Below are 21,047 nucleotides of genomic sequence, written 5' to 3'. Positions count from 1 at the left end.
AAATATGAAAACGGCTATTGGTTCGATGAAAAATAATGCACTTGCATTGTTATTTGCCGATTTTAAGGAAATTACCAAGGCTAGATTGGCTATTAGTGTCGTTTTTTCATCCATTGCAGGCTATTTTTTAGGAGCCTACGAAATTCAATGGTTTCAAGTTTTCTTATTGGCATTTGGCGGTTATTGTATGGTAGGGGCTAGCAATGCCTATAACCAGGTTATAGAGAAAGATTTAGATGCTTTAATGAAGCGTACTAAAAATAGACCTATACCCGCTGGTCGTATGACGGTTAATTTCGCCATGACTATTGCGGTTGTATTGACCTTGCTTGGTATTTTATCGTTATATCTGTTAAACCCTAAAACAGCAATGTTTGGGGCTATTTCTATATTTCTTTATACCAGCGTGTATACCCCGTTAAAAACCATTACTCCTTTAGCGGTATTTGTTGGAGCCATACCAGGAGCAATTCCTTTTATGTTGGGTTGGGTAGCAGCCACCGATGATTTTGGTATTGAGCCGGGCACCTTGTTTATGATTCAATTCTTTTGGCAATTCCCACATTTTTGGGCACTGGGGTGGATGTTAGATGATGATTATAGAAGTGGTGGTTTTAAAATGTTGCCAACAGGTAAAAAAGATGCGGCTACTGTGCTTCAAATTATAATGTACACTATTTGGATGATGGCGGTTTCCGTAATTCCTGTTTTTGGAATTACGGGTAGATTACAGTTGTCTGTAGTAGCAGCGGTAATAATCTTTTTAATGGGTGCGGTAATGTTAGGATTCGCTTTTCAACTTTACAGAAAAAAGGACAATGTTTCAGCAAGAAAATTAATGTTAGCAAGCGTTAGTTATATAACATTGATGCAAATTGTTTACGTAATAGATAAATTTTTAGCTTAATTATGGATTTAACACAGGGAACGGAGGTAGAGAAGAATGCTAGGGCAAAGAAAATGATGCTATGGTTTGGTATCGTTAGCCTACTAATGGGTTTTGCAGGATGGACAAGTGCGTATATTGTAAGTAGCTCTAGAGAAGATTGGTCTAGTGATATTCTACTGCCTAATTCATTTTTGTATAGTACGTTAGCTATTATTGTAAGTAGCTTCTGCTATATGTTGGCTAAAAATGCCATTAAAAATGGGGAAAATGCTAAGGGTACTAAATGGTTGTGGATTACGTTAGGTTTAGGAGTTCTATTTGTGGTTCTTCAGTTTTCTGGTTTTTCTCAGATGGTGGCAGATGGGTATTACTTTACAGGACCGACCAGTAGTATAAAAGTTTCGTATATCTTTTTAATTGCTATGGTGCATGTTGTGCATGTTGTAGCAGGAATGATATCGCTATTGGTTGTATTATATAATCAAAACAAAGGAAAATATAGCACTGAAAACTATTTAGGTGTTACCTTAGGGGCAACATTTTGGCATTTTTTAGATTTATTATGGATCTATTTAGTGTTATTTATGTTCTTTGTAAAATAAAATGTGAATCAAAATAAGTTTTGGGTCGAATTGCGTTTTTAAATAGTTCAAAAAAATGTAAATTTGCTAAAGTTTTATTAAAACGATAACTAGTATATGAATTCTACGGTGACTACGGGAACGGAAACAAGCGTATGGGGTGGAGGTAATCAACCCTTAGGAGCAAGCTACGGTAAATTAATGATGTGGTTTTTCCTTGTGTCGGATGCGTTAACTTTCTCTGGATTTTTAGCGGCTTACGGCTTTTCAAGATTTAAATTTATAGAAACATGGCCAATTGCGGACGAGGTGTTTACACACGTTCCTTTCTTTCATGGAAATTATCCCATGATTTATGTTGCTTTTATGACCTTTATATTGATTATGTCATCGGTAACGATGGTGTTGGCAGTAGACGCTGGTCATAAGATGAAGCAAAATGCTGTTACATGGTATATGTTCGCTACCATCATTGGTGGTATTATTTTCGTAGGCTCACAAGCTTGGGAATGGGGTACTTTTATTAAAGGTGACCATGGTGCATTAGAAACTAAAGGAGGTAGAATATTGCAATTTGTAAAAGCGGATACAGGAGAAAGAGCTTCATTATCTGATTTTGCAGCATCATTGCCTGGAGATAGGGTTATTCACGAAAGAAAAAATGGACTTTGGTTCTTTCAAGAGTCTGCTTTACCAACTGTTTCTTTAGAAGAAGTAGTTGAGGGTTTCAAGGCTGATTCTAATATTTTGATTAGAACGGAATTGATTAATGAGGAAGGTGAGAAAACGTTATTAGATAGAAAAGCATCATTGGCTAAATTGGCAGAGGCAACACAAGTTGTAGAAGGTGCTAATTTGATACATAATGAATACGGAAGCAGGTTATTCGCAGATTTCTTTTTCTTTATTACAGGTTTTCACGGTTTCCACGTATTCTCTGGTGTAGTTATCAATATTATAATTTTCTTTAATGTTATTATTGGTACATACGAAAGAAGAGGTCATTATGAAATGGTTGAGAAAATCGGACTGTACTGGCACTTTGTAGATTTAGTTTGGGTATTTGTATTTACCTTCTTCTACTTGGTATAATCCTTTTTAAGAAAAACAGTATTACGGTATATAGAATTTTAGATTAAAGTAAAATGGCAGACGGACATAAATTAGAAATTTTTAGAGGACTTGTAAAGTTCAAATCTAACACACAGAAAATCTGGGGAGTATTAGCTTTTTTAACCTTAATAACTGCTGTAGAAGTGGTGTTAGGTATTATAAAGCCAGAGTCTTTGACTGATACTTATGTATTGGGGATGAAAACGATCAACTGGATCTTTATCATTTTAACCTTGGTTAAGGCTTATTATATTGCTTGGGACTTTATGCACTTACGTGATGAGAAGTCTTCGTTAAGAAGAGCTATAGTTTGGACACCTATATTCTTGGTTATCTATTTAGTGTTTATTCTTCTTGTAGAAGCAGATTATATCTATAACGTATATAAGGATGGCTTTGTAAGTTGGAATTTCTAAGTTATAATTAACAGAATTAAAAGACGGTTTTATAACCGTCTTTTTTATTTTTGTAAAGTTTGTATTTTAATACTTATTCTTTGGGTTGCTTTCTAAATTGCAGCCGTAACTTGTCTTCTTGATATATGAAAAAGACCTTTGTTCTTGTTGTCTTATTTGTGCTTCCTATAGTAGCATATTTATTCTTTGCTTCTGGGGTTACAAATTTTGGTAAACTAGCACAGCTAACAAAAGATGTGCATGAAATAGATTTTTCTGATCAAGCTCAGTTCAAGGGTAAAATAACCGTTCTAGGTTTTTTAGGTTCAGATGTGGAAGGTAGAAAGGGTAATGCCTTTAATTTGAATCAAAAAATATACAAAAGGTTTTACGAGTTTGGGGATTTTCAATTTGTAATGTTAATTTCTAAAGATCAAGAAAGTGAAGTAGAAGCTCTCAAAACTGAACTAGCTACTTTAGCTGATAATGACAAATGGAATTTTGTTTATGCAAGTGATGAGCAAATAAATTCTATTTTCAAAAGCCTCAAAACTGATATTGAGCTGGATGCTAAATATAGTACGCCCTATGTTTTTATCGTAGATAAAGATTTAACTCTTAGAGGAAGGTCTAATGATGAGGATGATGGAACAAAATATGGTTTTAATTCAAATTCTGTTGCAGATTTGAACAATAAAATGGTAGACGATGTTAAAATTATTTTAGCAGAATACCGACTTGCCTTAAAAAAGAATAATCCTGATAGCGCTAAATAATGAATAAGAAATATACATACGTTTGGGTTTCATTGATTGTTCTAATTTTTGGAATTATTGTAGTGCCAAGAATAGTAGATACGGTATCATCTGGTTCTATAGTTGAAAATGATCGTTTGAATAATTCCAACGCTAACAGTAGTCAGAAATTAGCTTATATTCTATTAGATGGTAAGCGACGAAAAGTACCTTCATTTGAATTTATTAATCAAGATAGTGTGCTGGTTTCTGATAAAGACTATCTAGGAAAAGTCTATGTGGTAGATTTCTTTTTTACTAGATGCCCTAGTATTTGTCCTGTAATGACTACCAATTTGGTAAGTGTACAAAATCATTTTATAGGTGAAAAGGATTTTGCAATTGCTTCTTTTAGTATTACTCCTGATTTTGATACACCTGCAGTTCTAAGGGAATATGTTGAAAAGTATGAAGTTAATAATGAAAATTGGAATCTAATGACGGGTGATCATGATTCTATTTATCAATTAGCAAATGCGGGTTTCAATATTTTCGCAGCAGAAATGCCAGATGTACCTGGCGGATTTGAACACTCAGGGTTGTTTGCCTTAGTAGATAAAGATGGTTATTTACGTTCAAGAATAGATGAGTTTGGAAACCCTATCGTTTATTATCGTGGAGCTATTTTAGAAGAAAAAGGAGCAAATGATCAAGGGGAAACCGAAGAGATAGGTATTTTAAAAGAGGATATTAAAAAATTGTTGGAAGAATAAGAGTTTAGGTATGCAAGGGAATGTAAAGGACGAGCGGAAATTTAATAAGTTAATAGCGGTGGTATCTATAATCATCCCTATTGTTGTGGCAATTCTCTTTGGAGTAAAATTACCTAATGTAGAACCTTTGTCGTTTTTACCTCCTATTTATGCTGCTATAAATGGGCTTACAGCTGTGTTGTTATTAGTTGCGGTTTGGGCTATAAAAAATGGAAAAGAAAAACTACATCAGAATTTAATGACCACCAATATAGTATTGTCTTTATTGTTTTTAGTGATGTATATCGCTTATCATATGACTTCTGATTCTACGAGTTATGGTGGTGAAGGTGTAGTACGGTATGTTTACTTCTTTATTCTAATTACTCATATTGTCTTATCAATAGCATTAATTCCTTTAGTGCTAAGAACTTATGCAATGGCATATTTAAAGAAATTTGAAGATCACAGGGCGTTGGCTAAATATACTTTTCCTGTTTGGCTTTATGTTGCGGTAACCGGTGTTGTAGTTTATTTAATGATATCTCCCTATTATGTATACTAAACGAACATTATTAATTTTATTGATTTTGATATCATTGATTCCTTTTGATGCTGATGCACAATGCGCTATGTGTAGAGCTGTTTTAGAAAGTGAATCTTCTGGTAAAGCTGCAGAAGGTATTAATAATGGTATAGTTTATTTAATGGCGGTACCTTATATTTTGGTAGCTGGTCTTTTCTATTTTATCTATAGAAAAATGAGGGCTTAATTCTCTTTCTATTATTTTTTTCTTCAAATAGTGTAACATTCTTCCGTTTGGTTAGTCTTATGATTGTGTAGTACTTGTATTGCATTCATCAATCAATCTAATCAATCAATCTTATGTTCGACTTAGAACGTTGGCAAGAAATATTCGATACTATTCGCAAGAATAAGTTACGAACGTTTTTGACTGGACTATCAGTCGCTTCAGGAATTTTCATTCTAGTCATTTTATTGGGTTTTGGTCAAGGCATGCAAAATGGTATAGCCAAAGAATTTGAACAAGATGCAGCTACGAGTGTTTGGGTTTGGCCGGGAGTGACAACTAAAGAGTTTAAGGGTATGAACCCTGGTAGACCTATTCAATTCAGAAATGAAAACTTTGAAATTGCCAATGTATTATTTGAAGACCAAATAGAAAACAAATCCCCTCGGTTATTCGTAAGAGATGTTTTTGTTAATTACGGTAGTGAATCTTTGGCTTATAATGTTCAAGGAGTATCTGGCGATTTTCAGTTTATTGAAAATGAGTTTATGACCGAAGGTAGATTCTTAAATCTACAAGACATAGATTCTAAGGCTAAGGTGGCTATTATCAGTAATAAGATAAATAGAGAAGTATTTCAAGAACTAGATAGCCCTATTGGGGAGTTTTTAGACCTATCTGGCATTCCTTTTAAAATTGTTGGTATATATGGTGATATAGGAGGAGAACGTGAAGAAGACCGTATCTATATTCCTGTTACTACCGCACAACAAGTTTTTAACGGTGCAGATCATTTAAATAATCTTTCCTATACATTACCTCCTGTAGAAGATTTTGAAACTGCAGTTGCGCAATCCATTAAATTTAAAAATGACCTAAAGTCGTACTTGCAGAAAGTACATACGGTTGCACCAGATGATACAAGTGCCATACAAGTATATAACCCTATGGAAGAGGCTAAACGTTTTTATGCCTTAATGGGTGGTATTAAGTTCTTCTTTTGGTTTGTAGGTGTGTGTACCATAATTGCCGGTATTGTAGGGGTAAGTAATATAATGCTCATTGTGGTTAAAGAACGTACAAGAGAAATAGGTATTCGTAAAGCTTTAGGGGCAAAGCCATGGTCTATTGTTGGTATGATTTTGCATGAAGCCATTTTTATAACTGCCATTGCAGGTTTTTCAGGTCTTATTTTAAGTATGGGACTGTTGGAAATTGTTGGTCCACATGTAGAAGTGGATTATGTGTTGAATCCTTCTGTAAACTTTAATGTAGCAATAACAACGGTATTCGTATTAATTTTTGCTGGAGCCATAGCAGGATTTTTCCCAGCTTGGCGAGCAGCAAAAATTCATGTTATAGAAGCGCTTAAAGACGAATAAATTTAAAGAATAATTAATAAACAGCCATGTTCAATAGAGACCGTTGGAAAGAAATATTAGAAGTTTTGTCTAGTAATGTTTTTAGGACATTGGCTACTTCTTTTGGGGTGGGTTGGGGCATATTCATTCTAATTATACTTCTTGCTGCGGGTAAAGGTTTGGAGAATGGAATTCGTGCAGATTTTGGTGACATAGCTACGAATACCATGTTCATGTGGTCAAGAAATACAACAATATCATACAAGGGGTTGCCTAAGGGAAGACGTTTTAGTTTCAAACTTGAAGATGTACAGGCTATCAATGATAAGGTTCCTAACCTACGTTTTATTTCCCCAAGAAATCAGCTAGGTGGTTTTGGGAGTGGTAATAATGTGGTACGTGGTCTAAAAACAGGTGCGTTTAATGTTTATGGCGATTATCCCGAAATAATAAGGCAAGAACCAATGACCATTACTTCTGGCAGGTTTGTTAATCAAAATGATATTGAATACAAAAGAAAAATAGCAATCATTGGCGATGGTGTGCAAAATGAATTGTACGACCAGGGTGAAACAGTAATAGGGACTTATATAAAAATTCAAGGTGTGAATTTTATGGTGGTTGGTACGTATCAGAAAAAAGATAGTGGCGGCGGGGAAGAGGGTCAAAAAGAAATCTATGTTCCGTTTACAGCTTTTTCTCAGGCTTTTAATATGGGTAACGATGTTGGTTGGATGGCAATTACTGCCAATGATGGTAGTTCTATTTCGGAACTAAAAGAGAAAATTGTTGGGGTGGTCAAAGAGAATAGAAAAATTCATCCAGACGATAAACGTGCCGTTGGGTATTTTGATTTGTATGAACAGTTTAATCGTGTAGAGAGTTTGTTCGGTGCACTAAGATGGGTGGCTTATTTTGTAGGTGTACTCGTTTTGTTATCCGGTATTATTGGGGTGAGCAACATTATGCTAATTGTCATTAAAGAACGGACTAAAGAAATTGGTATTCGAAGGGCTTTAGGTGAAGCGCCTTGGTCAATTAAAAAGCAAATATTGATGGAGTCTATTTTTCTAACCATTATTTCAGGAATGATCGGGATAATTTTTGGAGCGGCATTTATTTACGGCGTAAATGCAGTACTTGATTCCGTAGGTCCGGTAGATATGTTTATAAACCCAAGTGTAAGCTTAGGTGTGGTAGTGAGTGCGTTGGTCATTTTAATATTCTCTGGATTGTTAGCGGGGTTTATACCTGCCCAGAGTGCCATCAAAATAAGACCAATTGAAGCTTTAAGAACAGAATAAAATTATCATCAAAATATAACCAATCAAAAAATGAAAAAGTCAACAACAATTATCATCCTTCTTATTATAGTGCTTGCCTTTGGCGGGTCTATGTTTTATTTGTATTCAAAAAATGCAGAAGACCCAGTGGTGTATCAAACAGAAGAACCTTCTAAGCAGACCATTATTAAAAAAACCATGGCTACGGGCAGTATTCTGCCATTAGAAGAGGTGCTTATAAAACCAAATATATCTGGTGTTATAGAGAAGATTTTTGTGGAAGGTGGCGACTATGTAAAATCTGGCGATTTGCTTTGTACCATTAAAGTAGTTCCAAATCTAAGCTCTCTAAATGATGCCAGGAATAATATTAATGAAGCTAAAATAAACCTAGATGATCAATTACGTAATTTAGGTCGTCAAAAAGGTTTGTTTACCAAAGGGGTAATTTCTAAAGTAGATTTAGAGCGTGCTCAATTAAGCTATGATCAGTCTAAGCAATCTTATGCAGCCGCCAATAAAAGATATGATATTGTGAAAACGGGTACTACCTCTGGATTTGGTAATGCTGCAAATACACAAATTAGAGCTACTGTTAGTGGTATGGTCTTAGAAGTCCCTGTTGAAGTAGGTAATCAGGTCATAGAAAGTAATAATTTTAATGAAGGCACTACCATTGCAGCTATAGCCGATGTTGATAAAATGATTTTTGAAGGTAAGGTTGATGAATCTGAAGTTGGAAAAATCAAAGAAAATCTTCCGCTAGAAATTATTGTAGGTGCAATAGAAGATAAAGTGTTCGATGCTGTATTAGATTATATAGCCCCGAAAGGAAACGAAGAGAATGGTGCTATACAGTTTGAAATAAAAGGGACGCTTAAGAAACAAGACTCCGTATTCATTAGAGCAGGTTTAAGTGCAAATGCATCTATAATTTTAGCTCGTGCAGATAGCGTTTTAGCTGTGAAAGAAGCTTTGGTGCAATTCGATGATAAAACCAAAAAACCATTTGTAGAAATTGCAACTGGTGATCAAGAATTTGAAAGAAGAGATATTGAATTAGGTATCAGCGATGGAATTCATGTTCAAATAAATTCAGGCATTAAAGAAGGTGATAAAATTAAGGTATGGAACGAGGTAAAGCCCGATGAGCTTGCTGAAAATGAATAAAGTAAAAAAATAAATCAATTGATGTAACAAATAATACACTAGGTAGTCTAATGAATAGGCAGTGTAAAAATTGTTCAAAACAACAACCAACATGATTCAAATCAAAGATCTTCACAAGTCCTATAAAATGGGCAAGAATTCACTTCACGTTCTTAAAGGAATAAATTTTAATGTTGAGGAGGGCGAATTAGTAGCTATCATGGGCTCTTCTGGTTCGGGTAAATCTACCTTACTAAATATTTTAGGAATGTTGGATAGTTCTGATTCTGGAGAGTATATTTTAGATAACGTGCCTATTAAAGATTTAAATGAAACAAAAGCCGCGCGATATAGAAATAAGTTCTTAGGTTTTGTTTTTCAATCATTCAACCTTATCAATTATAAAAGTGCAGCCGAAAATGTTGCATTACCGCTGTACTACCAAAAAGTACCAAGAAAGGAACGTCAAGAAAAAGCCCTTAAATATTTAGAACAAGTAGGTCTTAAAGAATGGGCAGGTCATTTACCTAGCGAACTTTCTGGTGGTCAAAAACAACGTGTCGCAATAGCAAGGGCATTGGCGGCAGAGCCTAAAGTTTTATTGGCAGATGAGCCAACAGGTGCTTTGGATAGTAAAACTTCTTATGAGGTTATGGACTTGATTCAGAAAATTAATGATGCCGGTAATACTATTTTGATAGTTACTCACGAACCTGATATTGCCGATATGTGTAAGCGTATTGTTCATTTAAAGGATGGGGTAATTATAGAGGATAAGAAAATAGAACAAGTAAGAGCCGAACAATATGTTTGATAGAGACATTTGGCAAGAAATATATCACAGTATAAGCAACAATAAGCTTAGAACTTTTCTTACCGGGTTTTCGGTAGGTTGGGGAATATTTATTTTAGTATTGCTGTTGGCATCTGTAAAAGGAATGCAGAATGGTTTTACACTACAATTTAGCGATGATGCTACGAACTCTATTTTCGTAAGAACTGGAACTACATCATTAGCTTATGGTGGATTTGAAGCTGGACGGAGAATTCAAATGACGAATGATGATATTGAATACATCAAAAGAAGTTTTCCAAATGATGTAGAATATATAAGTCCTAGGGTATACCAAAATACATCTGCACGTTATAAGAGCGAAACAGGTAGTTATAACATTCAAGCTGTATATCCTGATCACCAGGCAATTGAAAAGACTATTGTGAATAAAGGGCGTTTCATTAATACCAACGATCTTTTAAATGCATCTAAAGTTGCCGTTATAGGTAGAAAAGTAGAAGAGGATTTGTTTAAGAATGAGGACGCCATTGGCAAATTCGTTGAATTCAATGGATTGCCTTTTAGGGTCATTGGTGTTTTTACAGATGATGGGGATGATAACGCTGAACGCAATATCTATGCGCCAACAAGTACGTATCAAAAAATGTACGGTCAAACAAATCATATTGATCAAATTGCATTGACTTATAATCCTAATTATGACTTAACAGAAGCACTTGCTTTTTCAGATAGATTAGAAAATGTTTTTAGAAGGCGTTTTAAAATTGCTCCTAAGGATCAATCAGGAATTAGGATCTTTAACTACGCAGAGGTTTTTGAAGATATCAGCAACTTTACAGGTGGTTTAGATATCGCAGTAATTATAGTGGGACTTTTAATATTACTATCTGGTATTGTCGGTATCGGTAATATTATGGTGTTTATCATTAAAGAGCGTACTAAAGAAATCGGTGTACGTAAAGCTTTGGGTGCTGAGCCATGGTCGATTATAAAATTGGTTTTGTTTGAATCGGTTTTTATTACGGCTTTATCCGGATTTATAGGATTGGGCATTGCAACGGGATTACTGGCAATTGTTGGACCTAATATTAAAACTGGTGCTTTTGCAAATCCTTCGGTAAGTATGTCAATTGTGGTAACGGCTACAATTATATTAATAGTGGCTGGTGTATTGGCAGGATTAATTCCTGCAATGAAAGCGGCAAGAGTGAAACCAATTGTAGCATTAAGCGATAAATAATATGTGGATATTAGATAGGGATTTATGGTCTGAGATTTTTGCCACATTGGGTAAGAACTTGTTTCGAACATTTTTAACAATGTTAGGGGTTATCATTGCTATGATAATTTTAGTATTGCTATTAGGTGGTGCAAACGGAATGAGTAATGGTTTTCAGAAGATATTTGCGGGTACAGCTTCTAATAGTTTATTTGTGTGGAGCCAAAGCACATCAGAACCATATAAAGGCTTTGAAAGAGGGCGTAGAATTCAATTTAAATTAGAAGACGCAACTATACTTAAAGAACAAATACCTGAAATTGAAGTGCTAGCGCCAAGAATAGAACTTGGTAGTCATAGGGGTGTGGTTACTGTTTATAGAAATGGTTTGACTAGTGGTTCTGCGGTATATGGAGATTATCCCAATATAGATGAAATCATGAAAAAGAAACTGGTAGAAGGTCGGTTTCTAAATGAAAATGATATGACCGAATCTAAGAAGGTTTGTGTTATAGGGGAAGAGACTTATAAATTACTATTTGAAAAAGGGGAAAAGGCAATAGGTGAAGATGTTCGTATAAACGGTGTATTCTTTAACATTGTCGGAATTTATAAGCCTAATCAAAACATTAACATTGATGGTGAAAATTCCGTCTATATTCCTTTTTCCACATTTCAAAAAGCATTTGGGTCAGGTGATAGAATGGGGTGGATGGCAATTTCAGTAAAATCAGATGCAAAAGTGCCAGTCGTTGAAAGTCAAATAAAACGTTTATTGAAGAATAAGTACGATATCAACCCAATAGACGAACGCGCTATTGGTAGTTTCGATATGTCTGAAGTGTTTAATAATGTCAAAGCTTTTACCGGCGTACTGCAAGGTGTTTCATTTTTTGTAGGCATACTTACGTTATTGGCAGGTGTAATTGCCATTAGTAATATTCTATTGATTACGGTAAAAGAACGTACAAAAGAAATAGGCATAAGACGTGCCTTGGGGGCAACACCAAAAGTGGTAAAAAGACAAATAGTTTTAGAATCTATAGTAATTACCGTGTTTGCTGGTTTTGTCGGTTTTGCAATCGCAGTAGGGTTTTTGGCAATAGCAAATAACTTAATAGGTGATAATAGCGATATGCCATTTTATAATTTAATGATTAGCATACCACAATTTTTAGTCTCTTTTATTCTAATGGTAGGTCTTAGTGTATTAATAGGATTAATACCGGCAAATAGGGCTATAAGAATAAAACCAATTGACGCATTAAGAGAAGAGTAACAGACCAAACAACAAAGAATAAATAACAATCAAATAGTTGAGCATGAACAAGTATGTAAAGTACGTATTAATAGGAATAGCAGTTTTAGGAATACTGGCTGCAGTAGTCTATTTTTTAAAGAAGAATAGCACTCCTTTAAAAACATATGAAACTGAAACAGTTGTAAAAAGAGATATTACCAATAAGGTAGTTGTTACCGGAAAGGTAATTCCGCAAGACGAAATTGAAATTAAACCTCAAATTTCAGGTATCATCCAAAAAGTATATTTAGAAGAGGGTGTTCAAGTAAAAGCTGGGGATTTAATAGCAACTATTAAAGTAGTACCTAATGAGCAATCTCTAAATCAGGCTAGAGGTAGGGTTAACAATGCTAAAATCTCTTTAAGCAATACTAAAATTGAATATGACCGTAACAAAACACTTTTTGATAAGGGTGTAATATCCAGTCAAGATTTCAATGCCTTGCAACTAAGATTTGACCAGGCAACGCAAGAATTGCAAAATGCTCAAGCAGACTATCAAATTATTAGAGTAGGTTCTGCTGGTGGTTCTTCTAGTGCTAATACAAATATTAGGGCTACGGTAACTGGTACGTTGTTAGAAATTCCTGTAGAAGTCGGTGATCAGGTTATTGAAAGTAACAACTTTAACGATGGTACTACAATCGCTTTTATTGCTGATATGTCTAAAATGATTTTTGAAGGCGAAGTTGATGAGGCTGAAGTTGGTAAATTAAAAGTAGGGATGCCTTTAGAAATTAGCATGGGTGCTTTACAAGATGAAAAATTCAATGCTAAATTAAAATTCATTGCTCCTAAAGGTGTTGAAGAAGAAGGCGCTGTACAATTCAAAATTGAAGGTGATATGGTAGTTTCTGATAGTACTAATATTAGAGCTGGTTATAGTGCGAATGCATCTATTGTATTAGAAGAAAAGAAAGATGTGCTTTCAATTAAAGAAGCCTTATTGCAGTTTGATAAAGAAACCAATAAACCTTACGTTGAAGTAGAAACGGGTGAAAATGAGTTTGAAAAGAGAGAGCTTGTTCTTGGTGTAAGTGATGGTATAGATGTTGAAATTGTTTCAGGAATTGATGAGAATTCCAAAATAAAAATATGGAACAAGTTAGAGGCTAAAAGTGAAGATAACGGTCCAAACGAAGATTAAGAAAATCAATCAAATCAAAAAACGAATCGGTCAACCTAGGTATAGGTTGGTTTAAAAAAGAATAAAATGAAAGTAAAAATCACAGGATTACTACTGATATTTTCTGTTGTGGTAGGGATGGCACAACAAAAGAAATGGACTCTAGAGGAGTGTGTGTATTATGCTGTAGAGAACAACCTTACGGTAGCGCAATATGAATTGGATTTAGAGAACGCTAAAATCGATCAGTCTGATGCTCTTGGGGCATTATTGCCAAATTTAAATGGAACTTTGCAGGCATCTGCAAATACAGGTCTTGCTTTAGATCCAACTACCAATAATTTGGTCTCTGCTACGATTTTTTCAGCTCAAGGAGATTTAACTTCATCGGTTACTTTGTTTGATGGTCTTAGGAATTATAACCGTATCGAACGGGCAAAATTGAGTGGTATAGCAAATCAATATCGTTTAGATGATATTAAGGATGATATTAGATTAAGTGTTGCAAATGCTTATCTGCAGGTATTATCCAATAAAGAATCGCTAAAAGTTTTTAAAGCTCAGTTGGCTGTTACTGAACAAGATTTAAAGAGGACTAATGAACTGGTAGAATCAGGTGTTGTTGCTCGTGGTGACTTATTGGAGTTAGAAGCTACGGCCGCAGGTCAGGAACAGCAAATTATAAATTCTCAGAGTTTGATTTTAATATCAAGAATCAATTTAGCACAAATGCTAGGGATAACAGATTACGAAAATTTCGATATAGCAGAAGAAGAGTTTGATATTCCTCCATCTGATATTTTAGACAACTCTGCTAAAGTAATTTTTGATAAAGCTCTGACCTTCAGAAATGATATTAAATTTGCTTTTTCTGGTGTAGAATTAGCTGAAAAGGATTTGGAAATTTCTAAAGGGGCTAAATATCCAAGCCTAGGAGCGTTTATAAACTATAATACTAGATATTCCGATCAAAATAATGATCCATTTACAGGTGAGAAAATTCCATTAAAAGATCAATTATATATCAATGATGGTATTTCCTATGGGGCACAAATGAGTATTCCGATTTTTAATGGATGGAGCGTTAGAAATAGTATAAAGCGTTCTCAGATTAGTGTCGATATTGCGAGAATCGAATATGAAAGAACTATGTTGCAATTGGAGACTGATGTGAACCAGGCGTATGTAGATGTTACTAGTTTTTATAAAGCTTATGAGGCAGCACAGAAAACTTTAGAAGCAAGAAGTCTTGCGTATCAATATTCTAAAGAACGTTTTGATGTAGGATTAATGAACTCGTTCGATTTTAGTCAGGCACAATCTAGAGTTGATAATGCCGAGGCAGAATTAATTAGAACAAAATACGATTACATATTCAGACTAAAAATATTGGAATTTTATTTTGGGATTCCTATTTCATTAGAATAGATTAAATATAGAAATATAAAAGCCTGTAACATTTTATCGTTACAGGCTTTTTCATTTTGTAGTAAGTAATACCTTTGCACTATGGGCTTAATATTGAATTTAGAAACATCATCTACAAATTGTTCGGTTTGCGTCGCTAAGGAAGGAGAAATTCTTGCGATTAGGGAATCAAATTCAGCGAACTATTCGCATGCAGAAAAACTTCATATTTTTATAGAAGAAGTAATGCAGGAGGCATCTGTTCAAATGCAAGATTTAGAAGCCGTAGCGGTTAGTAAAGGTCCGGGTTCTTATACAGGGTTAAGAATTGGAGTTTCAGCGGCTAAGGGCTTATGTTACGCTTTAGGCATTCCATTGATTTCTGTTGCTACATTAAAAAGCATGGCATCTCAAATTCAGATTAAAGAAAATGAAGTTTTGATTCCGGTGTTGGATGCTAGACGTATGGAGGTGTATTCTGCAGTGTTCGATGCTGAATTAAGTGAGATTAGAGAAACGAAGGCAGAGATTATAGAAGAGAGCTCTTTTCAAGAATATATAAATGCTAAGCACGTTCATTTTTTAGGAAGTGGAGCGGAGAAGATAAAAGAGCTTATTCCGGATGATACAATAACATATCATTGCGAGATTGTACCTTCTGCAAAAGAAATGGCTTTCATTTCTTCAAATAAGTATCAACTAAATGATTTTGAAGATGTAGCTTATTTTGAGCCTTATTATTTGAAAGACTTTGTCCTTCAAACTAAGAAAGCTAAATAGTAAATATTAAAAAAGCCCTTGAGTAATCAAGGGCTTTTTTAATTCAGTAAGATGATTTAATTGACTTTCATTTGTGTAATCACTCGTTGTGGGAATGGTATTTCAATTCCTGCAGCATCAAATCTGTACTTAATTTCTTCCATCACATAGAAATGTGCAGCCCAAAAATCGGGATTGTTCGCCCAAAAACGAAGGGTTAGATTTACTGAACTATCTCCTAATTCACCTACATATACTTCTGGTTCAGGAGCCTTTAAAATTGTTTCGCGTTCAGCGCAAATAGCTAATAATATTTCTTTGGCTTGTTTTATGTTAGAACCGTAACCTATACCAACATCAATTTTATCTCTTCTAGTATCTAATGCGTTATAATTAGTTATAGTGTTATTGGATAGTTGACCATTTGGTATAATAGCTATTTGATTTCCAAAGGTGCTTACTTTAGTAGTGAAAATAGATATTTCCCTTACCGTTCCATCTACACCCTGTGCAGATATAAAATCCCCTATTTTAAAAGGCTTAAATAAAAGGATAAGTACACCACCGGCAAAATTAGCCAATGAACCTTGTAGTGCTAAACCTATAGCTAAACCTGCAGATGCAAGTATAGCGACTAAAGAAGTTGTTTGAACTCCCAATTGGGTAATAACCAATACAAATAATATAATTTTTAAAGCAATACTAATAAAGCTTTGTAAAAATGTCTCTAGTGCTAAATCATAGTCTTTTTTAGCAAAAAACTTGCGAATCATTTTATTGATGAATCGTATTAAATACGTTCCGGCAATTAAAAGAAATATTGCCCATAACACACTGGGTAAAACAGCCCATAACCAGGCAATTGCATTATCTGCATGTTCTTGCAGATTTGTTATTTTATCTAACATATAATTTTTTTTCTTTCGGCTTAACCTCTAACTACTTACTTGATAATAATAGGATATTAAACAATGATTAAATCACTGTTTCAACAAGGTTTAATACTTTGCTTGGTTCTTCCACGGGCATTTGACAGCTACCGTGATTACAAACGTAAATTAGTGTCTTGTTCATTACATACCTATTCATTAAAAGAGGTAAGTTGCTGGTTTTAGCATTTGAAGCAGCAAATATAACGTTTGGAAGATAGTTCTTCATAAGGGTTTTGCATATGGGTTCATAATTTTCACCGATAGAGACCACTTCAAAGAATTTTTGATCCATAAGTAACGCAAGGTGAAGCCAATTTGCATGATTTTGAGGATTTTCAATGACTGAAGGTTTCATTGTTTTCATCATTTTGTCCAACCTAATATCAAGATTATCTTCAGGGAAATATTTAGAAAGTTTATGAAGATTGTGAGCCATCATTGAATTGGAAGAAGGAATTACATTATCGGCTACCTCTAAAGTTCTTCTAATAAGATCGTCTTCCTTATTTGACGTGAAATAGAAGAGTCCCGTTGTATCATCAGAAAAATTATCAATAGCATACTTAGTCAAATGTAAACTCTGCTCAAGCCATTGTTCATCGAAAGATATTTCATAGAGCCCTAAAAAAGAATCAATAGTAGAGGAGTAATCTTCTAAGAACCCGTTTATAGTACTTTTTCCATTTTTGAAGTTTCTGTAAAGACCACCATCTTCGGTCATCATATTTTTGATAATGAAGTGTGCGTTTTTTAATGCTAATTCTAAATAAGTTTCATTTTCTAAATATTTGTAGGCATCTGTAAGTCCTTTTAATGCTAATCCGTTCCAAGAGGTTAAAATCTTATCATCTAATCTAGGTTTATTTCTTTTCTCTCTTTCAGTCTTCAATAAACTTAGACAATTAGCTATAGTTTGCTGTAATTCTATTTTAGTAATAGAGTGGTTCATTGCAATGTCTAAAGCTTCGGAATCTCTAATAAGAACATAGTTTTCTTCTTCCCAATACCCATAAGAATTTATGCTGAAGTATTCACTAAAGACAGGGTAATCTTCTTTTAATAATTCTTTAAGTTCATTTTCTTTCCAAACATAAAAAGCCCCTTCTACTAATTTATTATGCTCGTTAAGACTGTCTGCATCTAAAGAAGAATAGAACCCGTTACTTTTATCTAAAAGTTCCTCTTTTAAGAAATCAATACTTTTTTCTACAACACCTTTATAAAGTTCATTTTTAGTATCGGCAAATGCTTTGGAATACAGACTTATAAGCAATCCGTTGTCATATAACATTTTTTCAAAGTGGGGAACATGCCACTTTGTATCTACGGAATACCTTGAAAAACCCCCACCGACATGATCAAATATACCTCCCCATGCCATTCGTTTTAAAGTTGTATTCACATATTCTGCAACACCTTCATCTTGTTTTGAATGCGAATAGTGTAATAAGAAATTAAGGTTTGTTGGCATCATAAACTTAGGAGCTCGCTTGTAGCCTCCTAAAAAAGTATCAAAATAGTTAGACCAGTCTTTCACCAATTCATCTATTTCCGATGTTATGATTAAATCATGACTATCATCAAAAGTAATTGCGTTTATTTCTTTAAGCCCATTGGCCATATTCTCGGCGTAGCCAATAATTTTGTTTGGGTCTTCTATATAAAGCTGCTGAAGTTGATTTAATACCTGTATCCATTCTTGTTTTTTTACAAATGTGGCACCCCAAAAAGGCCTACCGTCAGGTAGAGCTAATATATTTAATGGCCATCCTCCACTACCAGTCATCATTTGCAAAGCGTCCATGTAGATATGGTCAATATCTGGTCTCTCTTCTCTATCTACCTTAATATTTATGAAATGAGAATTCATAGTCTCTGCAACTTCCTCATCTTCAAAACATTCGTGTTCCATAACATGGCACCAATGGCAGGCAGCATATCCTATACTAATTAATATTAGCTTTTGCTCCTCTTTGGCTTGTTGAAGTACTTCTGTGTTCCAAGCTTCCCAATTAACTGGGTTGTGAGCATGTTGTAATAAATACGGACTACTTTCTTTAATTAAACTGTTGGTATGTTTATGTGGGGTTGACATAGAATAGTTATTAGTATTAGGACAAAAAAAAGCGCCCAAAGGCGCTTTTAATATTTGTGAATAATTGTTATTTCACTTCAAAAGTGATTTTAACATTTACTCTGTAATTTTTGATTTTTCCATCTTCAACGGTAGCACTTTGCTCGTTGATGTAAACCGATTTAATATTTTTTACTGATTTAGATGCTTCTGAAACTGCTTTTTTAGCTGCGTCTTCCCATCCATTATCAGAATTTGCTAATATTTCGATTACTTTTAAAACTGCCATAATTAATGATTTTTAGATTTACTACAAGTTACAAAAATTGAAGGCAATGTTTAATTCATTTCAATTTTTAATTAGCCGTTAATAGCAACAACCTCATTTACTTTGTCTCCCATCATATTTTTAAGCATGGTTTCAATACCATTCTTTAAGGTAAAAGTGGAAGATGGACAACCGCTACATGCACCTTGTAAAATTACATTTACAGTTTTGCTTTCGGCATCATATGATTGAAACATAATGTTACCCCCATCACTTGCAACCGCTGGTTTTACATATTCTTCTAATATATCAACAATTTCTTGTGATGTTTCGTCAAGCTCAACAGTACTTTCTGCGGTAACGGTTTCAGATACTTGTGCTTCGGCACCAATAGATTTTGCGTTATCCGCAACAATCTCTTTACCGGCAGCAATGAAGTTTCTGATTACTTCACGTATTTCAATATTAATATCATCCCACTCTGCTACTTCATATTTAGATACTGAAACATAATTTTCATCTATAAACACTTGCTTTACAAATGGAAACTGAAACAATTCCATAGCTAATTTAGAATCTCTTGCTTCATCAATATTCTTAAACTCGAACGCAGATCCAACAATTTTTTTGCTGGCAACAAATTTCATTGTAGAAGGGTTAGGTGTAACCTCGGCATATACTGTTACTGGAATTGGTTTGTCCATATCTTGTTCAATAACAATGGTTTCTCCAGAATTTAGATATTCTACCAATTGTTGTGCAACCTCGTCTTTTACATCTTCCCATTGAACGATATCGTAACGTTCTAAACCAATAAAATCACCAGAAATGTATACTGTTTTAATAAATGGCAAATAGAATAATTGCTGTGCTAAAGGAGAGTTATGGGCTTCATCAATATTCTTGAATTCGTAATTCTTACGTTGAACTAATAGATGATTAGTTTCGAACTTTAATATATTGGGGTTATTGGTCTTAACGACCGTAATTGAATACTCTTTCATTTCTCAAAAATTTTATGTAAAAATACAAAGGAAATCTTAGTTTGCACCTACATAATAATGTTGAGGTTAACTCGTTATACACTTTATATTAGTGAAACTAAACCTTAGTTTTAAAGTCCCAAGATGAAATACCATATACTTCTATTGTTTACAGTGCTTATGATTGGTTTAAAATCTAATGCGCAAGAGGGTATTCCTGTTTATTTTGATTATTTGTCAGATAACTACTATTTAGTTTTTCCATCTATGGCCGGTATTGGCGAAGGAGGAAAAGTTAGGGCTACGGCTAGAAAGCAATGGTTTGATGTTGATGATGCCCCAAGTTTGCAAACTATTAATGCTCATTTTAGATTAGGTGATTCTCCAAGTGGTATTGGTGCAATTCTTTTTAATGATGCAAATGGTTACCATTCACAAACCGGATTAAAGCTTACTTATGCTCATCATTTAAGAATGGGAGGCGATGATATTAGACAATTGAATCAGCTGTCATTTGGTTTAAGTGGAACAATACTACAAAGTAGTTTGGATGAAACTGAATTTAGGTCCGTAACACCTGACCCTGCAGTTTCCGGTATTAAATTAAGTTCATCTTATACTAATGTTGATATTGGTGTTTCATATAACTATCAAGAGTTTTATACTCATTTTGCTGTTACTAATGCGTTAACAGGTAGTAAGAGAAACTTGTATTATAGAGATAGACAGGATAATCCAGATGAGTTGGTTATTGATAATATTAGAAGATTTTTGGTTTCCGCAGGTTATGTTTTTGGAAGGAGTGAATGGCAATTTGAGCCTTCTGTACTTTTTCAATTAACAGAATTTACTAAAGAGAAAAGTTTGGACATCAATGCGAAAGTGTATAAAGATGTTGATTTTGGTCGTATTTGGGGTGGATTATCTTACAGAAGAAGTTTTGATGGAGCCCAATTTCAAGACAATGCATCTTTTGGAGAACAACGTTTGCAATTAGTAACACCTATTGTAGGTGCTAATATTAATAATTTTATGGTGTCTTATAATTACTCTTATCAGATGGGAGATATTCGTTTTGATAATGGAGGTTTTCATCAAATTACCCTTGGGTATGATTTTGGACAAAAAGAACGTAAATATGATTGTTATTGCCCAGCGGCAAATTAATAAGGTC

General features: G+C 34.2%; 22 protein-coding genes. 18 read left to right on the top strand and 4 right to left on the bottom strand.

Annotated features, from left to right (window positions below; genetic code table 11):
- The first annotated feature begins 4 nt into the window (after positions 1-4).
- From cyoE to tsaB, 17 genes are all read left to right on the top strand, one after another.
- Positions 5-907: a heme o synthase gene (gene cyoE / locus P178_RS0103725; protein WP_027064957.1), complete on the top strand. Its 903-nt coding sequence runs from the start codon at positions 5-7 to the stop codon at positions 905-907.
- Positions 908-909: 2 nt separating this feature from the next.
- Positions 910-1,491, top strand: a complete 582-nt coding sequence (locus P178_RS0103720) for a heme-copper oxidase subunit III (RefSeq protein WP_027064956.1) — start codon at positions 910-912, stop codon at positions 1,489-1,491.
- 96 nt (positions 1,492-1,587) lie between these two features.
- Positions 1,588-2,562: a cytochrome c oxidase subunit 3 gene (locus tag P178_RS0103715; RefSeq protein WP_027064955.1), complete on the top strand. Its 975-nt coding sequence runs from the start codon at positions 1,588-1,590 to the stop codon at positions 2,560-2,562.
- A gap of 53 nt (positions 2,563-2,615) precedes the next feature.
- Positions 2,616-2,999: a cytochrome C oxidase subunit IV family protein gene (locus P178_RS0103710; protein WP_027064954.1), complete on the top strand. Its 384-nt coding sequence runs from the start codon at positions 2,616-2,618 to the stop codon at positions 2,997-2,999.
- A 125-nt stretch (positions 3,000-3,124) separates the two neighbouring features.
- Positions 3,125-3,754 (top strand): redoxin domain-containing protein, encoded by a 630-nt coding sequence (locus P178_RS0103705; RefSeq protein WP_027064953.1) that lies wholly within the window; start codon positions 3,125-3,127, stop codon positions 3,752-3,754.
- On the top strand, positions 3,754-4,485 hold the full coding sequence (locus tag P178_RS0103700; RefSeq protein WP_027064952.1) for an SCO family protein: 732 nt from the start codon (positions 3,754-3,756) through the stop codon (positions 4,483-4,485). Before P178_RS0103705 ends, P178_RS0103700 begins: the two co-directional genes overlap by 1 nt.
- Before the next feature lie 10 nt (positions 4,486-4,495).
- Positions 4,496-5,029 carry a DUF420 domain-containing protein gene (locus tag P178_RS0103695; RefSeq protein WP_027064951.1) on the top strand — a complete coding sequence of 178 codons (534 nt, stop codon included), beginning with the start codon at positions 4,496-4,498 and terminating at the stop codon, positions 5,027-5,029.
- The gene (locus P178_RS0103690; RefSeq protein WP_027064950.1) at positions 5,019-5,237 is read left to right on the top strand and encodes a hypothetical protein; all 219 of its coding nucleotides are present in this window, start codon (positions 5,019-5,021) and stop codon (positions 5,235-5,237) included. The genes P178_RS0103695 and P178_RS0103690 overlap by 11 nt, the downstream gene beginning before the upstream one ends.
- Before the next feature lie 113 nt (positions 5,238-5,350).
- The gene (locus P178_RS0103685; protein WP_027064949.1) at positions 5,351-6,598 is read left to right on the top strand and encodes an ABC transporter permease; all 1,248 of its coding nucleotides are present in this window, start codon (positions 5,351-5,353) and stop codon (positions 6,596-6,598) included.
- A 26-nt stretch (positions 6,599-6,624) separates the two neighbouring features.
- Positions 6,625-7,881 carry an ABC transporter permease gene (locus P178_RS0103680; protein WP_027064948.1) on the top strand — a complete coding sequence of 419 codons (1,257 nt, stop codon included), beginning with the start codon at positions 6,625-6,627 and terminating at the stop codon, positions 7,879-7,881.
- 30 nt (positions 7,882-7,911) lie between these two features.
- Positions 7,912-9,030: an efflux RND transporter periplasmic adaptor subunit gene (locus P178_RS0103675; RefSeq protein ID WP_027064947.1), complete on the top strand. Its 1,119-nt coding sequence runs from the start codon at positions 7,912-7,914 to the stop codon at positions 9,028-9,030.
- Between the two features lie 91 nt (positions 9,031-9,121).
- Positions 9,122-9,823: an ABC transporter ATP-binding protein gene (locus tag P178_RS0103670; RefSeq protein ID WP_027064946.1), complete on the top strand. Its 702-nt coding sequence runs from the start codon at positions 9,122-9,124 to the stop codon at positions 9,821-9,823.
- Positions 9,816-11,045: an ABC transporter permease gene (locus tag P178_RS0103665; protein WP_027064945.1), complete on the top strand. Its 1,230-nt coding sequence runs from the start codon at positions 9,816-9,818 to the stop codon at positions 11,043-11,045. Before P178_RS0103670 ends, P178_RS0103665 begins: the two co-directional genes overlap by 8 nt.
- Before the next feature lies 1 nt (position 11,046).
- Positions 11,047-12,303 (top strand): ABC transporter permease, encoded by a 1,257-nt coding sequence (locus P178_RS0103660; RefSeq protein WP_027064944.1) that lies wholly within the window; start codon positions 11,047-11,049, stop codon positions 12,301-12,303.
- 43 nt (positions 12,304-12,346) lie between these two features.
- Complete coding sequence (locus tag P178_RS0103655) at positions 12,347-13,471, top strand: efflux RND transporter periplasmic adaptor subunit (protein WP_027064943.1); 1,125 nt, start codon at positions 12,347-12,349, stop codon at positions 13,469-13,471.
- Positions 13,472-13,537: 66 nt separating this feature from the next.
- Positions 13,538-14,878, top strand: coding sequence for a TolC family protein (locus P178_RS0103650; protein WP_027064942.1), 1,341 nt, complete (start codon positions 13,538-13,540; stop codon positions 14,876-14,878).
- Between the two features lie 81 nt (positions 14,879-14,959).
- Positions 14,960-15,637: a tRNA (adenosine(37)-N6)-threonylcarbamoyltransferase complex dimerization subunit type 1 TsaB gene (gene tsaB, locus P178_RS0103645; protein WP_027064941.1), complete on the top strand. Its 678-nt coding sequence runs from the start codon at positions 14,960-14,962 to the stop codon at positions 15,635-15,637.
- Between the two features lie 56 nt (positions 15,638-15,693).
- Here tsaB and P178_RS0103640 read toward each other — a convergent pair whose 3' ends face one another.
- From P178_RS0103640 to P178_RS0103625, 4 genes are all read right to left on the bottom strand, one after another.
- A complete protein-coding gene (locus tag P178_RS0103640) occupies positions 15,694-16,524 on the bottom strand; it encodes a mechanosensitive ion channel family protein (protein WP_027064940.1) in 831 nt (276 codons plus the stop codon).
- Positions 16,525-16,591: 67 nt separating this feature from the next.
- Positions 16,592-18,643: a thioredoxin domain-containing protein gene (locus tag P178_RS0103635; RefSeq protein ID WP_027064939.1), complete on the bottom strand. Its 2,052-nt coding sequence runs from the start codon at positions 18,641-18,643 to the stop codon at positions 16,592-16,594.
- A gap of 67 nt (positions 18,644-18,710) precedes the next feature.
- Positions 18,711-18,911, bottom strand: a complete 201-nt coding sequence (locus P178_RS0103630) for a dodecin family protein (RefSeq protein WP_027064938.1) — start codon at positions 18,909-18,911, stop codon at positions 18,711-18,713.
- A gap of 71 nt (positions 18,912-18,982) precedes the next feature.
- Positions 18,983-19,894: a NifU family protein gene (locus tag P178_RS0103625; protein ID WP_027064937.1), complete on the bottom strand. Its 912-nt coding sequence runs from the start codon at positions 19,892-19,894 to the stop codon at positions 18,983-18,985.
- Positions 19,895-20,017: 123 nt separating this feature from the next.
- Between P178_RS0103625 and P178_RS0103620 the strand changes: the two genes are divergently transcribed.
- On the top strand, positions 20,018-21,040 hold the full coding sequence (locus P178_RS0103620; protein ID WP_027064936.1) for a type IX secretion system membrane protein PorP/SprF: 1,023 nt from the start codon (positions 20,018-20,020) through the stop codon (positions 21,038-21,040).
- The last annotated feature ends 7 nt before the right edge of the window (positions 21,041-21,047 follow it).

Origin of the sequence: Maribacter sp. Hel_I_7 (genome assembly GCF_000688315.1) — a bacterium.
Lineage (GTDB): Bacteria > Bacteroidota > Bacteroidia > Flavobacteriales > Flavobacteriaceae > Maribacter > Maribacter stanieri.
This window is presented reverse-complemented; position numbering and strand designations above follow the sequence as displayed.

Coding starts and splice junctions, on each gene's coding strand:
- cyoE (WP_027064957.1), top strand. CDS start 5: ATGAAAACGGCTATTGGTTCGATGAAAAATAATGCACTTGCATTGTTA.
- P178_RS0103720 (WP_027064956.1), top strand. CDS start 910: ATGGATTTAACACAGGGAACGGAGGTAGAGAAGAATGCTAGGGCAAAG.
- P178_RS0103715 (WP_027064955.1), top strand. CDS start 1,588: ATGAATTCTACGGTGACTACGGGAACGGAAACAAGCGTATGGGGTGGA.
- P178_RS0103710 (WP_027064954.1), top strand. CDS start 2,616: ATGGCAGACGGACATAAATTAGAAATTTTTAGAGGACTTGTAAAGTTC.
- P178_RS0103705 (WP_027064953.1), top strand. CDS start 3,125: ATGAAAAAGACCTTTGTTCTTGTTGTCTTATTTGTGCTTCCTATAGTA.
- P178_RS0103700 (WP_027064952.1), top strand. CDS start 3,754: ATGAATAAGAAATATACATACGTTTGGGTTTCATTGATTGTTCTAATT.
- P178_RS0103695 (WP_027064951.1), top strand. CDS start 4,496: ATGCAAGGGAATGTAAAGGACGAGCGGAAATTTAATAAGTTAATAGCG.
- P178_RS0103690 (WP_027064950.1), top strand. CDS start 5,019: ATGTATACTAAACGAACATTATTAATTTTATTGATTTTGATATCATTG.
- P178_RS0103685 (WP_027064949.1), top strand. CDS start 5,351: ATGTTCGACTTAGAACGTTGGCAAGAAATATTCGATACTATTCGCAAG.
- P178_RS0103680 (WP_027064948.1), top strand. CDS start 6,625: ATGTTCAATAGAGACCGTTGGAAAGAAATATTAGAAGTTTTGTCTAGT.
- P178_RS0103675 (WP_027064947.1), top strand. CDS start 7,912: ATGAAAAAGTCAACAACAATTATCATCCTTCTTATTATAGTGCTTGCC.
- P178_RS0103670 (WP_027064946.1), top strand. CDS start 9,122: ATGATTCAAATCAAAGATCTTCACAAGTCCTATAAAATGGGCAAGAAT.
- P178_RS0103665 (WP_027064945.1), top strand. CDS start 9,816: ATGTTTGATAGAGACATTTGGCAAGAAATATATCACAGTATAAGCAAC.
- P178_RS0103660 (WP_027064944.1), top strand. CDS start 11,047: ATGTGGATATTAGATAGGGATTTATGGTCTGAGATTTTTGCCACATTG.
- P178_RS0103655 (WP_027064943.1), top strand. CDS start 12,347: ATGAACAAGTATGTAAAGTACGTATTAATAGGAATAGCAGTTTTAGGA.
- P178_RS0103650 (WP_027064942.1), top strand. CDS start 13,538: ATGAAAGTAAAAATCACAGGATTACTACTGATATTTTCTGTTGTGGTA.
- tsaB (WP_027064941.1), top strand. CDS start 14,960: ATGGGCTTAATATTGAATTTAGAAACATCATCTACAAATTGTTCGGTT.
- P178_RS0103640 (WP_027064940.1), bottom strand. CDS start 16,524: ATGTTAGATAAAATAACAAATCTGCAAGAACATGCAGATAATGCAATT.
- P178_RS0103635 (WP_027064939.1), bottom strand. CDS start 18,643: ATGTCAACCCCACATAAACATACCAACAGTTTAATTAAAGAAAGTAGT.
- P178_RS0103630 (WP_027064938.1), bottom strand. CDS start 18,911: ATGGCAGTTTTAAAAGTAATCGAAATATTAGCAAATTCTGATAATGGA.
- P178_RS0103625 (WP_027064937.1), bottom strand. CDS start 19,894: ATGAAAGAGTATTCAATTACGGTCGTTAAGACCAATAACCCCAATATA.
- P178_RS0103620 (WP_027064936.1), top strand. CDS start 20,018: ATGAAATACCATATACTTCTATTGTTTACAGTGCTTATGATTGGTTTA.